Annotated in this window: 13 protein-coding genes; 9 read left to right on the top strand and 4 right to left on the bottom strand. The window is 63.4% G+C overall.

The genetic code is table 11. The features are described from left to right. The first annotated feature begins 209 nt into the window (after positions 1–209). Positions 210–797 (top strand): TetR/AcrR family transcriptional regulator, encoded by a 588-nt coding sequence (locus ACFORG_RS11985; RefSeq protein WP_386735743.1) that lies wholly within the window; start codon positions 210–212, stop codon positions 795–797. A gap of 18 nt (positions 798–815) precedes the next feature. Here the strand turns inward: ACFORG_RS11985 and ACFORG_RS11980 are convergent, their stop codons facing one another. Both ACFORG_RS11980 and ACFORG_RS11975 read right to left on the bottom strand, forming a co-directional pair. Next, on the bottom strand, positions 816–2960 hold the full coding sequence (locus tag ACFORG_RS11980; protein WP_386735742.1) for a 3-hydroxyacyl-CoA dehydrogenase NAD-binding domain-containing protein: 2145 nt from the start codon (positions 2958–2960) through the stop codon (positions 816–818). Positions 2961–2971: 11 nt separating this feature from the next. After that, positions 2972–4180 (bottom strand): acetyl-CoA C-acetyltransferase, encoded by a 1209-nt coding sequence (locus tag ACFORG_RS11975; protein ID WP_386735741.1) that lies wholly within the window; start codon positions 4178–4180, stop codon positions 2972–2974. 96 nt (positions 4181–4276) lie between these two features. Between ACFORG_RS11975 and ACFORG_RS11970 the strand changes: the two genes are divergently transcribed. Continuing rightward, the gene (locus tag ACFORG_RS11970; protein WP_386735740.1) at positions 4277–5272 is read left to right on the top strand and encodes an AraC family transcriptional regulator; all 996 of its coding nucleotides are present in this window, start codon (positions 4277–4279) and stop codon (positions 5270–5272) included. A 16-nt stretch (positions 5273–5288) separates the two neighbouring features. On the opposite strand, the gene ACFORG_RS11965 is transcribed toward ACFORG_RS11970, so the two are convergent. Continuing rightward, the gene (locus ACFORG_RS11965) at positions 5289–6446 is read right to left on the bottom strand and encodes an acyl-CoA dehydrogenase family protein (RefSeq protein WP_386735739.1); all 1158 of its coding nucleotides are present in this window, start codon (positions 6444–6446) and stop codon (positions 5289–5291) included. Further along, positions 6443–7078, bottom strand: a complete 636-nt coding sequence (locus ACFORG_RS11960; RefSeq protein ID WP_386735738.1) for a TetR/AcrR family transcriptional regulator — start codon at positions 7076–7078, stop codon at positions 6443–6445. The genes ACFORG_RS11965 and ACFORG_RS11960 overlap by 4 nt, the downstream gene beginning before the upstream one ends. A 114-nt stretch (positions 7079–7192) precedes the next feature. On the opposite strand from ACFORG_RS11960, the gene ACFORG_RS11955 reads away from it, so the two are divergent. The 7 genes from ACFORG_RS11955 to ACFORG_RS11925 all read left to right on the top strand — a co-directional run. After that, positions 7193–8965, top strand: coding sequence for an acyclic terpene utilization AtuA family protein (locus ACFORG_RS11955; protein WP_386735737.1), 1773 nt, complete (start codon positions 7193–7195; stop codon positions 8963–8965). Next, positions 8966–10585 carry an acyl-CoA carboxylase subunit beta gene (locus tag ACFORG_RS11950; protein WP_386735736.1) on the top strand — a complete coding sequence of 540 codons (1620 nt, stop codon included), beginning with the start codon at positions 8966–8968 and terminating at the stop codon, positions 10583–10585. Next, positions 10585–11379, top strand: a complete 795-nt coding sequence (locus tag ACFORG_RS11945) for an enoyl-CoA hydratase-related protein (RefSeq protein ID WP_386735735.1) — start codon at positions 10585–10587, stop codon at positions 11377–11379. Before ACFORG_RS11950 ends, ACFORG_RS11945 begins: the two co-directional genes overlap by 1 nt. A gap of 2 nt (positions 11380–11381) precedes the next feature. Then, a complete protein-coding gene (locus ACFORG_RS11940; protein ID WP_386735734.1) occupies positions 11382–13358 on the top strand; it encodes an acetyl/propionyl/methylcrotonyl-CoA carboxylase subunit alpha in 1977 nt (658 codons plus the stop codon). Further along, on the top strand, positions 13355–14482 hold the full coding sequence (locus ACFORG_RS11935; RefSeq protein ID WP_386735733.1) for an NAD(P)H-dependent flavin oxidoreductase: 1128 nt from the start codon (positions 13355–13357) through the stop codon (positions 14480–14482). Before ACFORG_RS11940 ends, ACFORG_RS11935 begins: the two co-directional genes overlap by 4 nt. Positions 14483–14484: 2 nt before the next feature. After that, a complete protein-coding gene (locus ACFORG_RS11930) occupies positions 14485–15273 on the top strand; it encodes a TIGR03084 family metal-binding protein (protein ID WP_386735732.1) in 789 nt (262 codons plus the stop codon). 108 nt (positions 15274–15381) lie between these two features. Then, positions 15382–16517 (top strand): acyl-CoA dehydrogenase family protein (locus ACFORG_RS11925; RefSeq protein ID WP_386735731.1); only part of this gene is annotated, 1136 nt, incomplete at its 3' end.

Below are 16517 nucleotides of genomic sequence, written 5' to 3'. Positions count from 1 at the left end.
GTCGACGGCGCATCTCAATCTCCTTGGTGTACTGATCGGTAAGTATTGAGTCGATATATGTACTGATCAGTAAACCTTATCAACTCACGAATTGGTGACATCAGGCAGAATAATCACCAATAGGTGACAGCAGGGGCCTGACTTTGCCTGCAGACTTGCGGTGTTTGAGTGTGATGTTATGTACCGATCTGTCACGAAGGCAGAGAGCAATGCGTACAAACAAGCGGGATGAACTGGTCCGAAAGGCCCTCGACGTGTATTATCGCGAAGGTTTCCATGCGACGGGGATGGATCGGCTGGTGGCCGAGACCGGGGTTTCGAAAACCTCGATGTACAAGCACTTTCGCACCAAGGAAGACCTGATCCTTGCCGTTCTCAGGCTGAGGGACGAGAATTTCCGCAACTGGCTGTATCGCCGGATGGAGGAGTTGGCGGAAACACCTGCTGGCCAGCTATTGGCCTGTTTCGATGCGCTGGGCGAATGGTTCGGGCTTGAAGGATTTCGCGGCTGCATGTTCGTCAAGGCCGGCGCAGAGTTCCAGGAAAAAGGCCACCCGATCCACGCCCAGGCATCCGAGCACAAGCGCCTGCTGGCCGATCATTTTACACGATTGGCGCAATCGGCAGGGGCAGTGGAACCGGTCCTGCTGGCCCGTCAATTGTTGTTGCTGAAGGAAGGCGCGATTGCCGCGGCGGTGCTGCTCAACGGGGCCGAGGCAGCGAAGGACGCCAAGGCGGCAGCGCAGATCATTCTTAATGCCGCGCTGCCGTCAGGGGATCAGCCCGGAGGCGGATAACCGCCCCCGGCAATCCGGTCAGGCAAAAACCCGGTTCTGCGCGGCATGCTCACGCAGAATGGCAGGCGGGGCAAAGCGCTCGCCGTAACGCTCTGCCAGGTCCTCGCATCGGGCGACGAACCGATCCAGGCCATACGTGTTGACGAACTGGATATAGCCGCCGGTATGGACCGGCGCGCCGATCCCGAGGATAGAGCCGACATTCCCGTCAGCCGCGGATCTCAGCACGCCCTCTTCGAGACAGCGCAGGCTTTCCAGAACGGCCCTGAAAAGGATGCGGTCCTTGATGTCCTCGTCCGAAATCCGGGCCTCGGGTTTGCGCCATGCGCCGAGACCGGGCCAGATCGTCTTGCCCTGGGGGGTGTAGTCATAGAACCCCTTGCCCGTTGCGCGCCCGTGACGGCCATGCTGCCCGCGCAGTTCAGCCAGCATTTCGCGACCGGCAGGGTTCTGTTCTTTCTCGGGGTCCAGAAGGCCCATTTCGACCTGGGTGTTGTAGATGTCGACGACCAGCTTGATCTGAACCTCATCGAGCAGAGAGAGCATCCCCGTGGGCATCCCCGTCAGGCGCGACAGGTTGTCGACGCGCACCGGGTCATGCCCCTCGGCCACCAGCTCCACCGCTTCGATAATCTTGGTCCCGATGGTACGCGATGTGTAGAAACCGGTGCTGTCACCGACGATGATCGGCGTCTTGCGGATCTGGCGGGCGAAATCGAAGGCGCGCGCCAGCGTTTCATCCGAGGTCTTTTCCCCGGCGATGATCTCGAGCAGGGGCATCTTGTCGACGGGCGAGAAGAAATGCAGGCCGACGAAGTTTTCGGGCTTTGCCGAGCCGGTCGCCAGTCGCGTGATCGGCAGGGTCGAAGTGTTCGAGCCCCAGATGCCGCCCTCGGCCAGCAGCGCCTCGTGTTCGGCAAGCACCTTGTCCTTGACGTCGATCTGTTCGAACACGGCCTCGATGATCAGGTCGCACCCCTTGAGGTCGTCGAGCTTGTCTGTCGCGGTTATGAGGTCGAGAACCTTGCCTGCGGCTTCTTCGGTCATGCGCCCGCGCTTGACGCGTTTTTCCAGCAACCCGGCGGTATAGGCCTTGCCGCGTTCGGCAGCCTCGACCGTCGTGTCTTTCAGAACGACTGGCAATCCGGCCATCGCGGCCGAATAGGCAATGCCCTGTCCCATCATCCCGGCGCCCAGGATGCCCAGCTTTTCGATCTTTGAGGGCGGGACGCCCTTGGGCCGGCTGGCGCCGCCGTTCACCTTGTTCATGCCGAAGAAGAGCGTTTCGATCATGTTCTTCGTCGTCGCCATCGGCGTAAGCGACACGAAGCGGCGCGTCTCGTAGCGCAGGGCGGTGTCGAAATCGAGCTTGCCCGCAGTCTCGGTCATGATGTCGAGGATCTTGGCCGGGGCAGGCATCAGGCCGCGTGTCTTCTTGTAAAGCATCGCGGCGGCACCAGCGATACGCTGCATGTTCTTGGGTGACATCGACGGGCCGCCGGGGATCTTGTACCCCTTGGTGTCCCAGGGCTGCGTTGTCGCGGCCGGGTCGCCGGCAACCTCGTGAATGTAGTCGCGGCAGCGTGCCAGCAGTGCGTCGGCGGGCACGACCTCGTGGATCAGTCCGGCCTTGACCGCCTGTTGCGGGCTGACCTGTTTGCCCTCGAGCAGGTAAGGCATCGCACCTTCGAGACCCAGAAGGTAGGTGAGCCGGACCACGCCGCCGCCGCCGGGCAGCAGGCCCAGCGTCACTTCGGGCAGACCGATCTTGGTCTTGGGATTGTCGGCGGCGATGCGGTGATTGCAGGCGAGGCAAATCTCGTACCCGCCGCCAAGCGCGGCACCGTTGATGGCCGCCACATGCGGCACCTGCTGACGCTCCATCCGGCGCATGACGGCCTTGGTCGCCTCGACCGAGTCGAACAGGCCCTGAACCCCGTCGGCATCGATGCTCTTGAGCATGTTGAGGTCACCACCGGCAAAGAACGTGTCCTTTGCCGAGGTCCAGATCACGCCTTTCAGCCCATCCTCGGATTCGAGCCGGTCCATCGTTTCGGCAAACAGAGGCCAGAACTGCGCGTTCATCGCGTTGACCGGGCCGTCCATGTCCATGGTGACGGTCACGATGCCGTCGGCGTCTTTTTCGTAGCGGAATTCGCCCATTGTCTGCCTCCTTACACGCGCTCGATCAGGGTCGAGATGCCCATGCCGCCGCCTACGCAAAGCGAGATCATCGCGCGTTTGGCGTTGCGGCGCTCCAACTCGTCCAGAACAGTGGATACGAGCATGCCGCCCGTCGCCCCGAGGGGGTGGCCCATCGCGATGGCGCCACCGTTCACGTTGGTAATCTCGGGGTCGATGCCGAGGTCTTTCATGTAACGCAGGGCGACCGAGGCGAAGGCCTCGTTGATTTCCCAGATATCGACGTCATCGACGGTCAGCCCTGCCTTTTCGAGGCACTTTTTGGCCGCGGGTCCCGGCCCGGCCAGCATGATGACCGGGTCGGTCGAGATGACGGTGGCCGAGACGATCCGGGCGCGTGGTTCAAGCCCGAGATCCTTACCCGCCTTTTCCGATCCGACCATCACCGCCGAGGCGCCATCGACGATGCCGGAGGAGTTGCCGGGCGTGTGCACGTGGTTGATGCGCGTCACCTGCGGATACTTGGCGAGCGCCATGTCGTCGAAACCGAACCCGCCCATCTGTGCGAAGGAGGCGTTGAGCGCACCCAGTTTCTGCATGTCGGTGCCGGGCTTGATGTAATCGTCCCGTTCCAGCACGGTCAGCCCGTTCTCATCCTTGACCGGCACGACCGAGCGGTCGAACCATCCGTTGTCGCGGGCATGGGCCGCGCGGCGCTGACTTTCGACGGCAAAGGCGTCGACATCCTCGCGGCTGTAGCCGTCGATCGTGGCGATCAGGTCGGCGCCGATGCCCTGCGGGGCCGATGTCTGGTCGATCACGAAAGCGGGGTCGGTGAACATCGCGCCGCCCTGGCTCATCATCGGGACGCGGCTCATCGATTCCACGCCGCCTGCGACGACCAGTTCCTCCTGGTCCGATCCGACCTTGGCGGCGGCCATGTTCACGGCCTCGAGCCCCGAGGCACAGAACCTATCGAGCTGCACACCCGGCACGGCCTCGTCCCAATGCGCGGCCTGCACGGCGGCCTTGGCGACACAGGCACCCTGGTCGCCCACGGGTGCGGTGCAGCCCAGGACCACGTCGCCAACGCGTGCGGTGTCGAGGTCGTGGCGCGCCTGCAATTCGCGCAACAGCCCGGCGGCAAGTTCCACTGGTTTGACTTCGTGAAGCGTTCCGTCCTTTTTCCCGCGCGAGCGCGGGGTTCTGACGGCATCGAAAATATAGGCGGCGGTGGCCATGATGTCCTCCTCATCAGCGTTGGCGAAAGACTAGGCGGTGCGGATGATTCCACAATGATCTGGCGCGACAGGAAAATTGACATAAAGTGACAAGTGATGACCGCGTTGATACCCGCGCAAACCGTTGCGAACCTGCTGGAAGGCGCGGCAAGGCATGGCTTTGCCGCCGACGATCTGTTGGCCCGGGCCGGCCTTGCGGTACCTGTCACCGATCTTGACACGGCAGATTTCGTGCGGCTGGTTCGCGTTGTGACATTGGCACTGGATGACGAGCTGGCGGGGTTGCAACATCGCCGGCAACGCATCGGAACCCATGCGATCATGGCGGCCCATGTCGCGATGGCCGGAACGCTTGGTGCGGCCTGGCAGAGGCTGGCGCAATTCAGTGACCTGATGGACAATTCCTTTCACTTCACGCTGCGTGACATGGGCGACGAGACGGTGTTCGAGATGACGCGCATTCCAAGGCGGGAAGTGCTGAACCATACCGCCGTCGACATGGTGCTGGTGCTCGTCGGGCACATGATGATCTGGCTTGGGGGAAACCGGCGCAGCTATTCCGCGGCGTGGTTCGATTTTCCGCCGCCGGTCCATGCGCCCGCATATCGCCGGATGTTCGGCCGCGTTCCGCTGCAGTTTGGCGCGCCGACAAGCGGGCTGGCCTTTGCCTCGTCGCAATTGAAGCTGCCCGTACACCGGACCGAGGCCGAGGCGATCGCCTATGCACGGCGCACGCCGCTCGACGCGTTTCTGCCGGTGGACGCGGTATCGGGTCTTGCGCTGGATACGTCCCTTGCCGTGGAAACGGCTCTGGCCGCCGAGGGGCGACTGCCGACAATGGCAGAGGTGGCCGCAACGCTTGGTTTTGCGCAGCATACGTTGCGGCGGCGGTTGAGGCGCGAAGGGGTCGGGTACCCGGACATCCGAACGCAGGTGCGCCGCGAAATGGCCGTGCGCTTGTTGACGACGACCGGCGACAGCGTGGAGCAGATCGCCGCGCGCTTGGGGTTCAGCGAAGCCAGCGCATTCGTAAGAGCCTTTCGCGGCTGGACCGGACTGACGCCCGGTGCCTATCGAAACTCGGAGTTCTGAGGCCGCCAAACCAACGTCACTGGCCCGCCAACCCCATTTGCCGTACGGCCAGATCGCGCATGATCTCTTCGGATCCGCCACCGATTGCCATCACCTTGACCTCGCGCCAGACTCGTTCGACGGGATTGCCGACGAGGTAACTGGCCCCGCCGAAGATCTGCATGCCTTCGGAGGCGGTGAATTCCAGTGCCTTGGTGGCCTGTACCTTGGCCTTGGCGATCTCGGCCGCGGGCATGGCGCCCTGGTTGATCGCCCAGCAGATCCGTTCGAGATAGGCCTCGATCATGTCGATGCGGGCCGAGATCTCGGCGAACTTGTGCGCGATGACCTGGTGTTCGATCAATCGCTGGCCGAAGGTGCGTCGCTCGCGTGCCCAGTCCAGCGCGGACGTATAGCAGAGCTTCATCATGCCGAGGCTTCCCGCGATCATCGACAGCCGTTCGTAGTTGAAATTGTTCATGATCGCGAGAAAGCCCTTGTTCTCGGGACCGATCAGCGCGGTGTCGGGCAATTGGCAATCGTCGAAATGCAGCATCGCCTGTTCCGAGCAATGCCAGCCCTGCTTGTTGCCAAGAGGCGTTCGGGTGAAGCCTGGGCTGTCCGCCTCGACGAGAAACAGGGAGATGCCCGCCAATCCCGCTCCGCCGGTCCGCGCGCCGACCACGAACCACTGCGCTTCCATGCCGCCGGTGATGTAGGCCTTGGCCCCGTTGAGGACCCAGCCTTTGCCTTTGCGTTCTGCACGCGTGGCCATGTTCGAGACGTCAGAGCCACCGCCGGGTTCGGTGATTGCAAGTGCCGAACCCATCCGACCCGCGATGATCTCGGGAAGGACGGTCCGCTTGAAATTCTCGGGTGCCAGCCGGGAAATCGGGCCGATCGAAATGGAACGGCCACCCACCGCTGCGGCAAAGCCGGACGCGCCGCAGCCGAATGCCGCTTCGCCATAATCGGCGCGCATGAACGCGTCGTCGAACCCCAGCCCGCCATATTCCTCGGGTATGCCGAAACCGAACACGCCGAGGTCGGCGACGCGTTCGTGCATTTCCCAAGGCACGGCGCGGTCCGCTTCCCATTTTTCCAGGTTCGGTTTCACTTCGCTGTCGAAAAACCGATTGAGGTTGGTGCGGAACGCTTCGCGCTCGGGTGTCATGAAGGGCGAAGGGCAGGTCATTCCGGATCCTCGTTTGGGTCGCTGAGCATGATCAGCTGGGTTTCCATGATACGTGCGAAACGTTCGACCATCCGCGTCAGGTAGGCGGGGTCTGCAACGAACTTGTCGTGAAGGATCAGGCCGCGCAGAAAGTTGCGGATGATACTCCACAAAAGCTCTGCGTCGTCCGCGTCCGGCTCGCTTCCCCGATAGGCGGTGTTGACCGATTCCCGACTTTGCCGGTCCCAGTCATGCAACTGATCCTGGAGCAGTCTGTGCAATTCCTTGTCGGTCCGGCACGCGACGAGAATTTCCACCATCGCGCGCCCGCCCGAGGAGTTCACCACCCTGTCCCATACATGCTTGATCAACTCGGCGACCGGTTCGGCCGCGTCCGGCGTGCTGTCCGCGCGGCGTTCGACAGGTCCAAGTGCGTTGGACAGCAGTTCCATGGCAGTCGCCGCGACAAGCGCTTGCCGGTTGGGGAAGTGGTGCGTGATGGCCCCGCGCGAAACGCCAGCGCGATCCTGGATGCGCGCGAAAGTGGTTTCCGCGTAGCCTTGTTTGTCGAGGCACGCAATGGTCGCGCGTATGACCTTTTTCTTGGTCTGCTTCGCGCGCTCTTCCTGTGTGGCGGGCTTTTCCTTGGTCATTTGTTCCGTGGCGTCGAACTCGGTGTTTGCGATTGACCGGCGGGTCCAGTCAAATCTACAAACAGAACGGGCGGTCTGTAAATGGCCGATGAAGAATTATTGAAAGGACGTCGCGTGACTGTCTTGCGAATCGGAGGAGCTGCCGGGTTCTGGGGGGAGGCGCCGCACGCCACGGCACAATTGCTGGCGGCCGGGGTCGATGTCCTTGTCTATGACTACCTGGCCGAAATCACCATGTCGATCATGGCACGCGCCCGGATGAAGGACCCTTCGGCCGGCTATGCGACCGACTTCGTCACTGATGCGATGGGTCCAAACCTGCATCAGATCGCAACTTCGGGCGTTCGAGTTTTGTCGAACGCGGGTGGCGTAAACCCTGCCGCCTGTGCCGAGGCGTTGCGCGCACGGATCGCGCAAGAGGGACTCGCGCTCAAGGTTGCGGTCGTCGAGGGTGACGATCTGCTTGCCCGCGCCGGTGATTTTTCCGACCGACGTGAAATGTTCTCGGGTGCGCCAATGCCCGCGGGCGACAAGATCGCCTCGATCAACGCCTATCTAGGTGCGGGGCCGATCGTTGCGGCGCTGGATGCCGGGGCCGACATCGTGATCACCGGGCGTTGCGTCGACAGCGCGCTGGCTCTGGCCGCCTGCATCCAGCGGTTCGGCTGGGACATGGCCGATTTCGATCGTCTTGCCGCAGGCTCGCTGGCGGGGCATCTGCTGGAATGTGGCCCGCAATCGACCGGCGGGAATTTCACCGATTGGCAGCAGGCCGGTGACATCGCCCGCATCGGTTATCCGGTGGCCGAGATCGGGGAAGATGGCGGGTTTGTCCTGACGAAACCCGAAGGCACGACGGGTGTCGTCAATCCCGCGTCGGTCGGTGAGCAGATGCTATACGAAATCGGTGATCCGCAAGCCTACCTGTTGCCGGATGTCGCCTGTGATTTCAGCCATGTCACTCTGGAGCAGCAGGGACCGGACCGGGTCATGGTGCGCGGTGCCAGAGGGCGGCCGCCGACCGGTTCGCTTAAGGTTTCGGCCACGTGGGCCGACGGATACCGGGCGGGAACGACGCTGCAGTTCAACGGGCGCAACGCCGCCGAAAAGGCCCGCGCGTTCGCCCAAGCGGGGCTTGACCGGGCGCGCGCCAAGCTCGAAGCGATGGGTGCGCCTGATTATCGCGAGGTCTCTTTCGAGACCTTTGGCGGGCGACCGGGCGAAGGCGCGTATGAGGAAATCGCGTTCAAGGCCGCCGTCAAGCATGACGATCCGCGCGCGGTCGGGTTGTTCCTCAAGGAATTGATCGGGGGTGCCTTGGCGACGCCGCCGGGGCTGCACTTCTTCACCGGGGGTGGCCGCGCGAAACCGTCGCCGGTGGTGGCGTTGTTTTCCTTTCTTGTGGCGAGAGGGGAGGTGCCTGTTCGCGTCTCGCTCGAAGGCGAAGAAGTCGCCTACCGCGGAAGCGACGGGCCGATAGCCACTGCAGGAGAGTGCGAGCGCCCCGCACCGCCCACCGTCGAGGCGCAAGAACCAGAGGTGACCTGCGATCTCGAAGACATTGCCTGGGCGCGATCCGGCGACAAGGGCGACAGCGCGAATATCGGGGTGATCGCACGCGACGCAAGGTTCCTGCCCTACATCTGGCGCGCGCTGGACCCGCAAACGGTGAAGGCGCGGTTCGAAGACAGGTGCCGGGGAGAGGTGCACCGGTATTTCCTGCCCGGCACGTCGTCGATGAACATCCTCATGGAACGCACCCTTGGAGGCGGCGGCGTCGCCTCGCTGCGCAACGATGCGCAGGGCAAGGGATATGCACAGGAATTGTTGGCGCTGCCGGTCCGGGTGCCGCAGGCCTTGATCGAAGATATCGGAAAGGAGGGGTAAATGCGGTTTGCAAGCCAGATCGATCCCAACAGCGACAGCTTTGCCACGAACCGCGCCGAGATGTTGGCGCTGGTCAATGACCTGCGCACGCTCGAGGCGCGGCCCATCGAGTTGAGCGAGAAACGTCGTGCACGGATGGAGGAGCGGGGCCAGATCACTCCGCGTGAACGCCTCGCCCGGCTGCTCGACCCCGGGATGCCGTTCCTGCAACTGCATTCGTTGGCCGGCTACATGGTCGATACCGACGACCCCGAAACATCGGTGCCCGGCGCCTCGTTGATCGTGGGGATCGGCTTTATCTCGGGCACGCGCTGCATGGTCGTGGTGGATGACAGCGGCATCAAGGCTGGCGCGATGGTCGAGATGACAGGCGCAGCGTTCCTCAACGCGCAAGAGATCGCGCTGCGGCAAAAGCTGCCTTTCGTGCACCTCGTGGAAAGCGCGGGCGCGAACTTGATGGGGTATCGTGTCGAGTTCTGGGCTAATGGCGGCAAGCTGTTCCGCAACCTGGCGCGCCTGTCGGCGGCAGGGGTTCCCAACCTTGCCGTACTGCATGGCCCCTCGACCGCGGGCGGGGCCTATATGCCCGGGTTGGCCGACTATGTTGTAGGTGTGAAAAAGAACGGCATGGCTGCGCTTGCAGGGGCCGCGCTGGTGCATGCCGCGACCGGCGAAAAGGCCAACGACCGCGAGTTGGGCGGCTCCGAGATGCATGCCGAGATCAGCGGCCTGGTCGAATATCTGGCCGAGGACGATGCCCATGGGGTCGAGATCGCGCGCGACGTGGTCGAGGGCCTGGACTGGAACAAATCGCTTCCCGTATCCCGGCCGCGGTCTTTCGAACCGCCCGTGCTGGACCCGGAAGAGATCGCGGGAGTTGTGCCGAAGGATACGCGCATTCCCTATGACATGCGCGAAGTGGCGGCGCGGATCGTCGACGGATCTCGTTTCGAGGATTTCAAACCGCGATACGGTGTCTCGACTGTCTGCCTGCAGGCGGCGATCAATGGTATCGCGGTGGGGATCATCGGCAATAACGGTCCGATCGACCCGGCCGGGGCCACCAAGGCCGCGCAGTTCATTCAGCTTTGCGGCCAGGCGAATACGCCGCTGATATTCCTGAGCAATACGACCGGTTACATGGTCGGAACGCAGTACGAGCAGGCAGGCATGATCAAGCATGGGGCCAAGATGATCCAGGCGGTCACCTCGGTCGATGTGCCCAAGATCACGCTCTACATCGGTGCAAGTTTCGGTGCCGGGAATTATGGGATGAGCGGCTATGCCTATGAGCCCGATTTCCTGTTCGCGTGGCCCAATGCGGTGACAGGCGTGATGGGCGGGGAACAGGCCGCCGGCACGATGGAAATGGTCGCCCGCGCCGGTGCCGCACGGCAAGGCGCCGAGGTCGACGAGGCAAAGCTTGCAAAGCAGCGCGCGATGATCACGGCTCATTTCGACAGGCAGTCGGGGGCGTTCTACACGTCTGGTCGGTGTCTCGACCATGGTGTCATCGATCCGCGCGACACCCGGCGGATCCTCGGCTTCTGCCTCGAGACCTGCCTTGAAGGCCGCGCCCGGAACGTGCGGCCCGCATCCTATGGCGTTGCGAGGTTCTGATGCTGCCACAGGCGAAACATCTCGAATTCGAACAGGACGGCCTTTGGTTGACAGTCTGGTTCAACCAGCCCGAAGCGCGCAACCCGCTGACCCAAGACCGCGTGGCGGAGCTGATCGACCTGTGCGCCGTTCTGCGGACAAGCGACATGCGTGGCGTGACGTTTCGCGGCAGGGGCGGGGTCTTTTGCGCCGGCGGCGATCTCAAGGCGTTTCGTAAGGCGCTTGGGGGTGGAGCGACCCATGAAGACGTGGTCGCATTGAGTCTGCAGGCCGCCGATTTCTTTGACGCGGTGGCCGCCCTGCCGCAATTCACCGTGATGGTGGTCGAAGGGGCGGCGATGGCGGGTGGCTTCGGTCTCGCCTGTTGTGGCGATTACGTGATCGCAGCCGACAATGCCCGCTTTGGCCTCAGCGAAGTGCGCGTTGGCCTGACGCCCGCGCAGATCGCGCCATTCGTTGTCAGCAGGCTGGGTTGGCGGCTTGGCCGACGTTTGATGCTGACGGGTGAGCTGTTCGACGCAACATCGCCGCTGGCGGAGAACATGGTCGATCAGGTCGTGCCCCCTGAGGAGATCGATGCAGCCATTGCCGCGATCCGCGCGCAAGCGTGCCGCAACGCGCCCGGCGCGGTTGCCGCCGTCAAGCGGCAGATGGCCGGGCTGCCCTTTCAAAACCGTGAGGATCAAAGGCAGGCCGCGGCCAGCAGTTTCGCGGATGCCATGCTGGGAAGCGAGGCGCGCGAAGGCGTGCAGGCCTTTATTGACAAACGCAAACCCGCTTGGGCGGAGGAGTGACCATGTCTTTCGATACAATACTGATCGCAAACAGAGGCGAGATCGCCGCTCGCATCATCCGTTCGGCTCAGGCCATCGGCCTGCGCGCCGTCGCCGTTCACACCGTCGCCGACGCTACATCTCCGCATGTCGAGCTGGCTGACGAAGCCGTCGAAATCGGCGACGGGCCGGTTGGCAGCAGCTATCTCGATGCCTGCAAGATCCTTGAAGCGGCGCGCGCAACTGGCGCGGGCGCGATCCATCCCGGGTACGGATTCCTGTCCGAAAACGCCGCGTTTGCCGAAGCCGTCGAGGCCGCAGGTCTGACCTTTATCGGTCCGCGTCCCGAGGCGATCCGCGCCATGGGCAACAAGGCCGAAGCGAAACGCCTGATGATCGCCGCAGGCGTGCCCTGCGTGCCGGGATACGAGGGGGCCGACCAGTCTGATGCGGTATTGACCGCAGCCGCTGCCGAGATTGGCCTTCCCCTGATGGTCAAGGCCGCGGCGGGTGGCGGTGGGCGCGGTATGCGTCTTGTCCAACGGCAGGAGGACCTTGCGGATGCGCTGGCGCTGGCGCGCTCGGAGGCGGCGAACGCTTTCGGCTCTGACGAGCTGATCCTCGAACGCGCTGTCATCGCGCCGCGCCATGTCGAGGTGCAGGTTTTCGCTGATGCGCACGGGTCCGTCATCCACCTCGGGGAACGCGACTGCTCTGTCCAGCGCCGGCATCAGAAGGTTGTCGAAGAGGCGCCGTGCCCGGTCATGACGCCCGAGTTGCGTGATCGCATGGGCAAGGCCGCGATCGAGGCCGCGCGCGCCGTCGATTATCGCGGTGCGGGGACGGTCGAGTTCCTGCTCGATGATAGCGGCGAATTCTACTTTCTGGAAATGAACACCCGCTTGCAGGTTGAGCATCCCGTCACCGAAATGGTGACCGGGCTGGACCTGGTCGCGATGCAGATCGCCGTCGCGCAGGGCGAGCCCCTGCCGGTCACGCAGGAAGACGTCGCGCTCACCGGTCATGCCATCGAGGTCCGGCTTTATGCCGAGGATCCGGCCAACGGCTACCTGCCCGCCACCGGGCCGGTGCACCTGTGGCGCGCGGCCGAAGGAGAGGGCATCCGGGTCGATGCGGGGATTCGCGAGGGCCAGGAGATTTCCCCTTTTTACGATCCGATGCTGGCAAAGATCATCGCCCATGGTCCGGCGCGTGAGATCGCCCGCGCCCGTCTTATCAAGGCGGTCGAACGCACTGTCCTGCTGGGATGCGTGACGAACGCGCGGTTCCTGCGCGATGTCCTCGCGCTTGACGTATTCGCCGCGGGCGAGGCGCGGACGGATCTTTTGGACAACACGTGGCCCGATGGCGTGCCTGCGGTCGACATCGCGCCGCGCCACGTTGCCTTGGCCGGGGCATTGATCCTGCAAGCCGATCGCCAGGCTGCCCTGTCGCGTTCGGGGTACGTCGCGCCCGATCAGCTGGGGTGGTGCAGCGCGCCGCAATTGCCGTCGGTCCTGACACTGGCCCTTGGAGAGGAGCGGTACGAGTTGCGTGCAACGGCAAAGCCGGAGGGGTGGCAGATTCGTGTTGGCGACAAGACGTTCTCGCTGGCCCTTCAGCATTGCGGTGGACAGTTCCGAGTTTCCATCGATGGCCAGCGCGAAGAGATCAACGCACTTGTGCGGGGGCACGACGTGTTTCTGGCATCCGGGGCCGACCGGATCGCCATGAGACGGCTTCGCGCAGGTAGGTCCGACGCGATGGGTGATGCGGGCGGTATGATCTCTGCACCGATGCCTGGTCTGGTTCTCGAGATGCGTGCAGGGCCGGGGGACCAAGTGACCAAGGGCGACACCCTTGCGGTGCTCGAAGCGATGAAGATGCAACATCGCATAACCGCGCCCATCACCGGTACGGTTCGCGCGGTTCACACCGCCGCAGGCGCGCAGATCGCCTCAGGGGACGCGATGATTGAGATCGAGGAGGACGCAGCATGAAATCAGATCTTTGCGCCCAGTTGGGGATCGAGTTCCCATTGTTTGCCTTCAGCCATTGCCGGGATGTGGTGGCCGCCGTCAGCCGTGCCGGGGGGATGGGTGTTTTCGGCGCCGTCATGTACACACCCGAGCAGTTGCGGACCGAACTGGAATGGATCGACGCCAATTGCGGCGGAAAACCCTATGGTGTCGACCTGATCGTTCCGACCTCGATCCAGCGGCAGGATAACGCACCGTCTGGCACGGACCTGATCGGAGCGCTTCCCGAAAGCCACACGGACTTTGTCACCGAAACGCTTGCAGCGCACGGTGTGCCTGCGGAGGGGCTGGATGAGAACCGTGCGGACTTCCTGAATTTCTCGCGCAACCTCGACGCGGCAGGTGCCGAGGCCATGCTGGATGTTGCGTTCTCCTTTCCCATTCGCCTGATCGCCAATGCGCTGGGCACGCCGCCTGCCGTCATGCTGGAAAGAGGGCGCAGGGCGGGTGTACCGGTTGCGGCACTCGTCGGGTCGCGCAAACATGCCGAGCGACAGGTCGCTGCAGGCGTCGACATCCTCGTGGCCGCTGGCGGCGAGGCGGGCGGGCATTGCGGCGAGATTTCGACCATGGTTCTGGTGCCCGAAGTGGTTTCGGTCGCAGGTGACACGCCGGTGCTGGCGGCGGGCGGTATCGTTACCGGTGCGCAAATGGCGGCCGCCATGGCAATGGGTGCGGCCGGTGCGTGGTGCGGGTCGGTCTGGTTGACCACGGCCGAGGCCGAACCGTCGGAAGTGATCAAGCAGAAACTGATCGCCGCGGGTTCCGGCGACACGGTGCGATCCCGGTCGCGGACCGGGAAGACCTCGCGCCAGTTGCGGTCTGCCTGGACGGACGCGTGGGAAGGCAAAGGCCCCGACCCGCTGCCTATGCCGTTCCAGACGCTGGTGTCGGAACCGGCGCTCAGCCGGATCGAGAAGCTGGCCGCCGGCGGGCACGAGGGTGCGCGAGACCTTTCGACCTATTGGGTCGGCCAGGGTGTCGGCCTGATGAATCGTATGAGTTCGGCCGGTGCGGTCGTGCAGGAGTTCAAGCAGGACTACCTGGCCGCCGTCGAACGACTGAACGCCACGTTGGAGGAGTAGCAATGGAACAGGCACATGATTTCCTTGAGGAGAGCGAGGCGCTCTACGCGGTTCTTGCCGATGTGTCCGGCGAGGCATGGGACCGGCCGACCCAGTTCAAGGGATGGACACTGAACGATGTGCTGGTTCATCTCCATTTCTGGAACCAGATGGCCGAGCTGTCACGCTCGGATCAGGCCGCGCTTCAGGGCAGGTTGGCCCGGACCGTTGCAGGCATTCAGCGCGAAGGGATACGCGCCACCGAGAACGCCATGATCCCCGAGCGGGGCGAGGCGCTTCGCGAGGCGTGGCGCGCCTTTTACACCCGGATGGGACAGGACTGGGAGGCACTGGACCCCAAGATGCGGGTGAAATGGGTCGGCCCGGACATGTCGGTCAGGTCGTCGATTACCGCCCGACAGATGGAGACATGGGCGCATGGGCAGGAGGTGTTCGACTCTCTCGGCGTTGACCGAGAGGAGAGCGACAGGATTCGGAATGTCGTGGTTCTGGGCGTCAATACCTTTGGCTGGTCGTTCAAGGTGAACGGTCGCGACGTGCCCGAAACCATGCCGCTGCTGGAGCTGACGGCGCCCTCGGGGGCGGTGTGGACCTATGGAGAGCCGGGCAAGGACCGGATCGCAGGCTCGGCAGTCGAATTCGCACAGGTGGTGGCACAGACGCGCAACATCGCCGACACCGGACTGACGGTCGAGGGGCCGGTCGCGACCGAGTGGATGGCCATTGCACAGTGTTTCGCGGGCGGTGCCGAAACGCCTCCGCCGCCCGGAGCGCGGCACAAGGTGGCCTGAGCCTGCCCGGGACGTTGCGTTCGAACGGGTCGGACGCGGCGTCATAGGCGTTGGTGCAAAAACAAAGCGGCGATAGGATTTCCCGCGAACGAGATGAAGGAGACAGGGATGACTCTCTTTACGCCGACAGCGTCGTGGAAGCTCGACGAACACCAGATGTTCGCAGATATGGCGGGCCGCTTCCTGGACGATGAACTTGTGCCCAATATCGACACCTGGATCCAGAACGGGGTGGTAGACCGCGCCTTCTGGCAAAAGGCGGGCGCCGCCGGCATCATGGGCGGGTCGATCCCCGAGGAATATGGCGGTTCGGGGGGAGGCATGGGCTTCGACTCGGTCGCCCTCTACGAACAGGCCCGCCGCGGTGATGCCGGTTGGGGCTATGCGATCCAGTCGATCGTGACGCATTACATCACCGCCTATGGCAGCGAGGAGCAGAAGCAGAACTGGCTGCCGAAACTCGCGTCGGGCGAAATGGTCGGGGCCATCGCGATGACCGAACCGGGAACGGGGTCGGACCTGCAGGCGGTGCGCACCACCGCCGAGAAGGATGGCAATCATTACAAGATCAATGGGTCCAAGATCTTTATCACGAACGGGCAGACGGCTGACCTGATCATCGTGGTCGCCAAAACTGACAAATCGCTGGGTGCCAAGGGTGTATCGCTCATCGCGCTCGAGACCGATGGCGCCGAAGGGTTCCGCCGGGGCCGCAACCTCAAGAAGCTCGGCATGAAGGCCAACGATACCGCCGAGCTGTTCTTCGAGGACGTGAAGGTTCCGATGACCAACCTGATCGGCCCCGAAGAGGGTCAGGGTTTCTACCAGTTGATGAAGCAGCTGCCGTGGGAACGGCTGACCATCGGCATCGGTGCACTGGGCATGATCGACTTCGCCATCGAGCAGACGGTCAAGTATACGCAGGAACGCACGGCCTTCGGTCAGCGCGTCATGGATTTCCAGAACACGCGGTTCAAGCTGGCCGAGTGCAAGACCAAAGCCGAATTGCTGCGCAGCTTCGTCAATGACGGCATCGCTCGGCTGGAGGACGGCACGCTCGACGCGACCTTCGCGTCGATGGCGAAATACTGGGGATCACAGACCCAGAATGAAGTCATGCACGAGTGCCTTCAACTGTTCGGCGGCTACGGCTTCATGATGGAATACCCGATCGCACGTCTCTATGCCGATGCTCGGGTGCAGATGATCTATGGTGGCACCAACGAGGTGATGAAGGAACTCAT

Source organism: Lutimaribacter marinistellae (assembly GCF_042648365.1).
Lineage (GTDB): Bacteria > Pseudomonadota > Alphaproteobacteria > Rhodobacterales > Rhodobacteraceae > Lutimaribacter_A > Lutimaribacter_A marinistellae.
Note: the sequence above shows the minus strand (reverse complement) of the source record. Positions and strands in the feature narration are given on the sequence as shown.

Bases quoted from the DNA above. Each gene is read 5' to 3' on its own strand.
- ACFORG_RS11985 (WP_386735743.1), top strand. From the start codon at position 210: ATGCGTACAAACAAGCGGGATGAACTGGTCCGAAAGGCCCTCGACGTG.
- ACFORG_RS11980 (WP_386735742.1), bottom strand. From the start codon at position 2,960: ATGGGCGAATTCCGCTACGAAAAAGACGCCGACGGCATCGTGACCGTC.
- ACFORG_RS11975 (WP_386735741.1), bottom strand. From the start codon at position 4,180: ATGGCCACCGCCGCCTATATTTTCGATGCCGTCAGAACCCCGCGCTCG.
- ACFORG_RS11970 (WP_386735740.1), top strand. From the start codon at position 4,277: ATGACCGCGTTGATACCCGCGCAAACCGTTGCGAACCTGCTGGAAGGC.
- ACFORG_RS11965 (WP_386735739.1), bottom strand. From the start codon at position 6,446: ATGACCTGCCCTTCGCCCTTCATGACACCCGAGCGCGAAGCGTTCCGC.
- ACFORG_RS11960 (WP_386735738.1), bottom strand. From the start codon at position 7,078: ATGACCAAGGAAAAGCCCGCCACACAGGAAGAGCGCGCGAAGCAGACC.
- ACFORG_RS11950 (WP_386735736.1), top strand. From the start codon at position 8,966: ATGCGGTTTGCAAGCCAGATCGATCCCAACAGCGACAGCTTTGCCACG.
- ACFORG_RS11945 (WP_386735735.1), top strand. From the start codon at position 10,585: ATGCTGCCACAGGCGAAACATCTCGAATTCGAACAGGACGGCCTTTGG.
- ACFORG_RS11940 (WP_386735734.1), top strand. From the start codon at position 11,382: ATGTCTTTCGATACAATACTGATCGCAAACAGAGGCGAGATCGCCGCT.
- ACFORG_RS11935 (WP_386735733.1), top strand. From the start codon at position 13,355: ATGAAATCAGATCTTTGCGCCCAGTTGGGGATCGAGTTCCCATTGTTT.
- ACFORG_RS11930 (WP_386735732.1), top strand. From the start codon at position 14,485: ATGGAACAGGCACATGATTTCCTTGAGGAGAGCGAGGCGCTCTACGCG.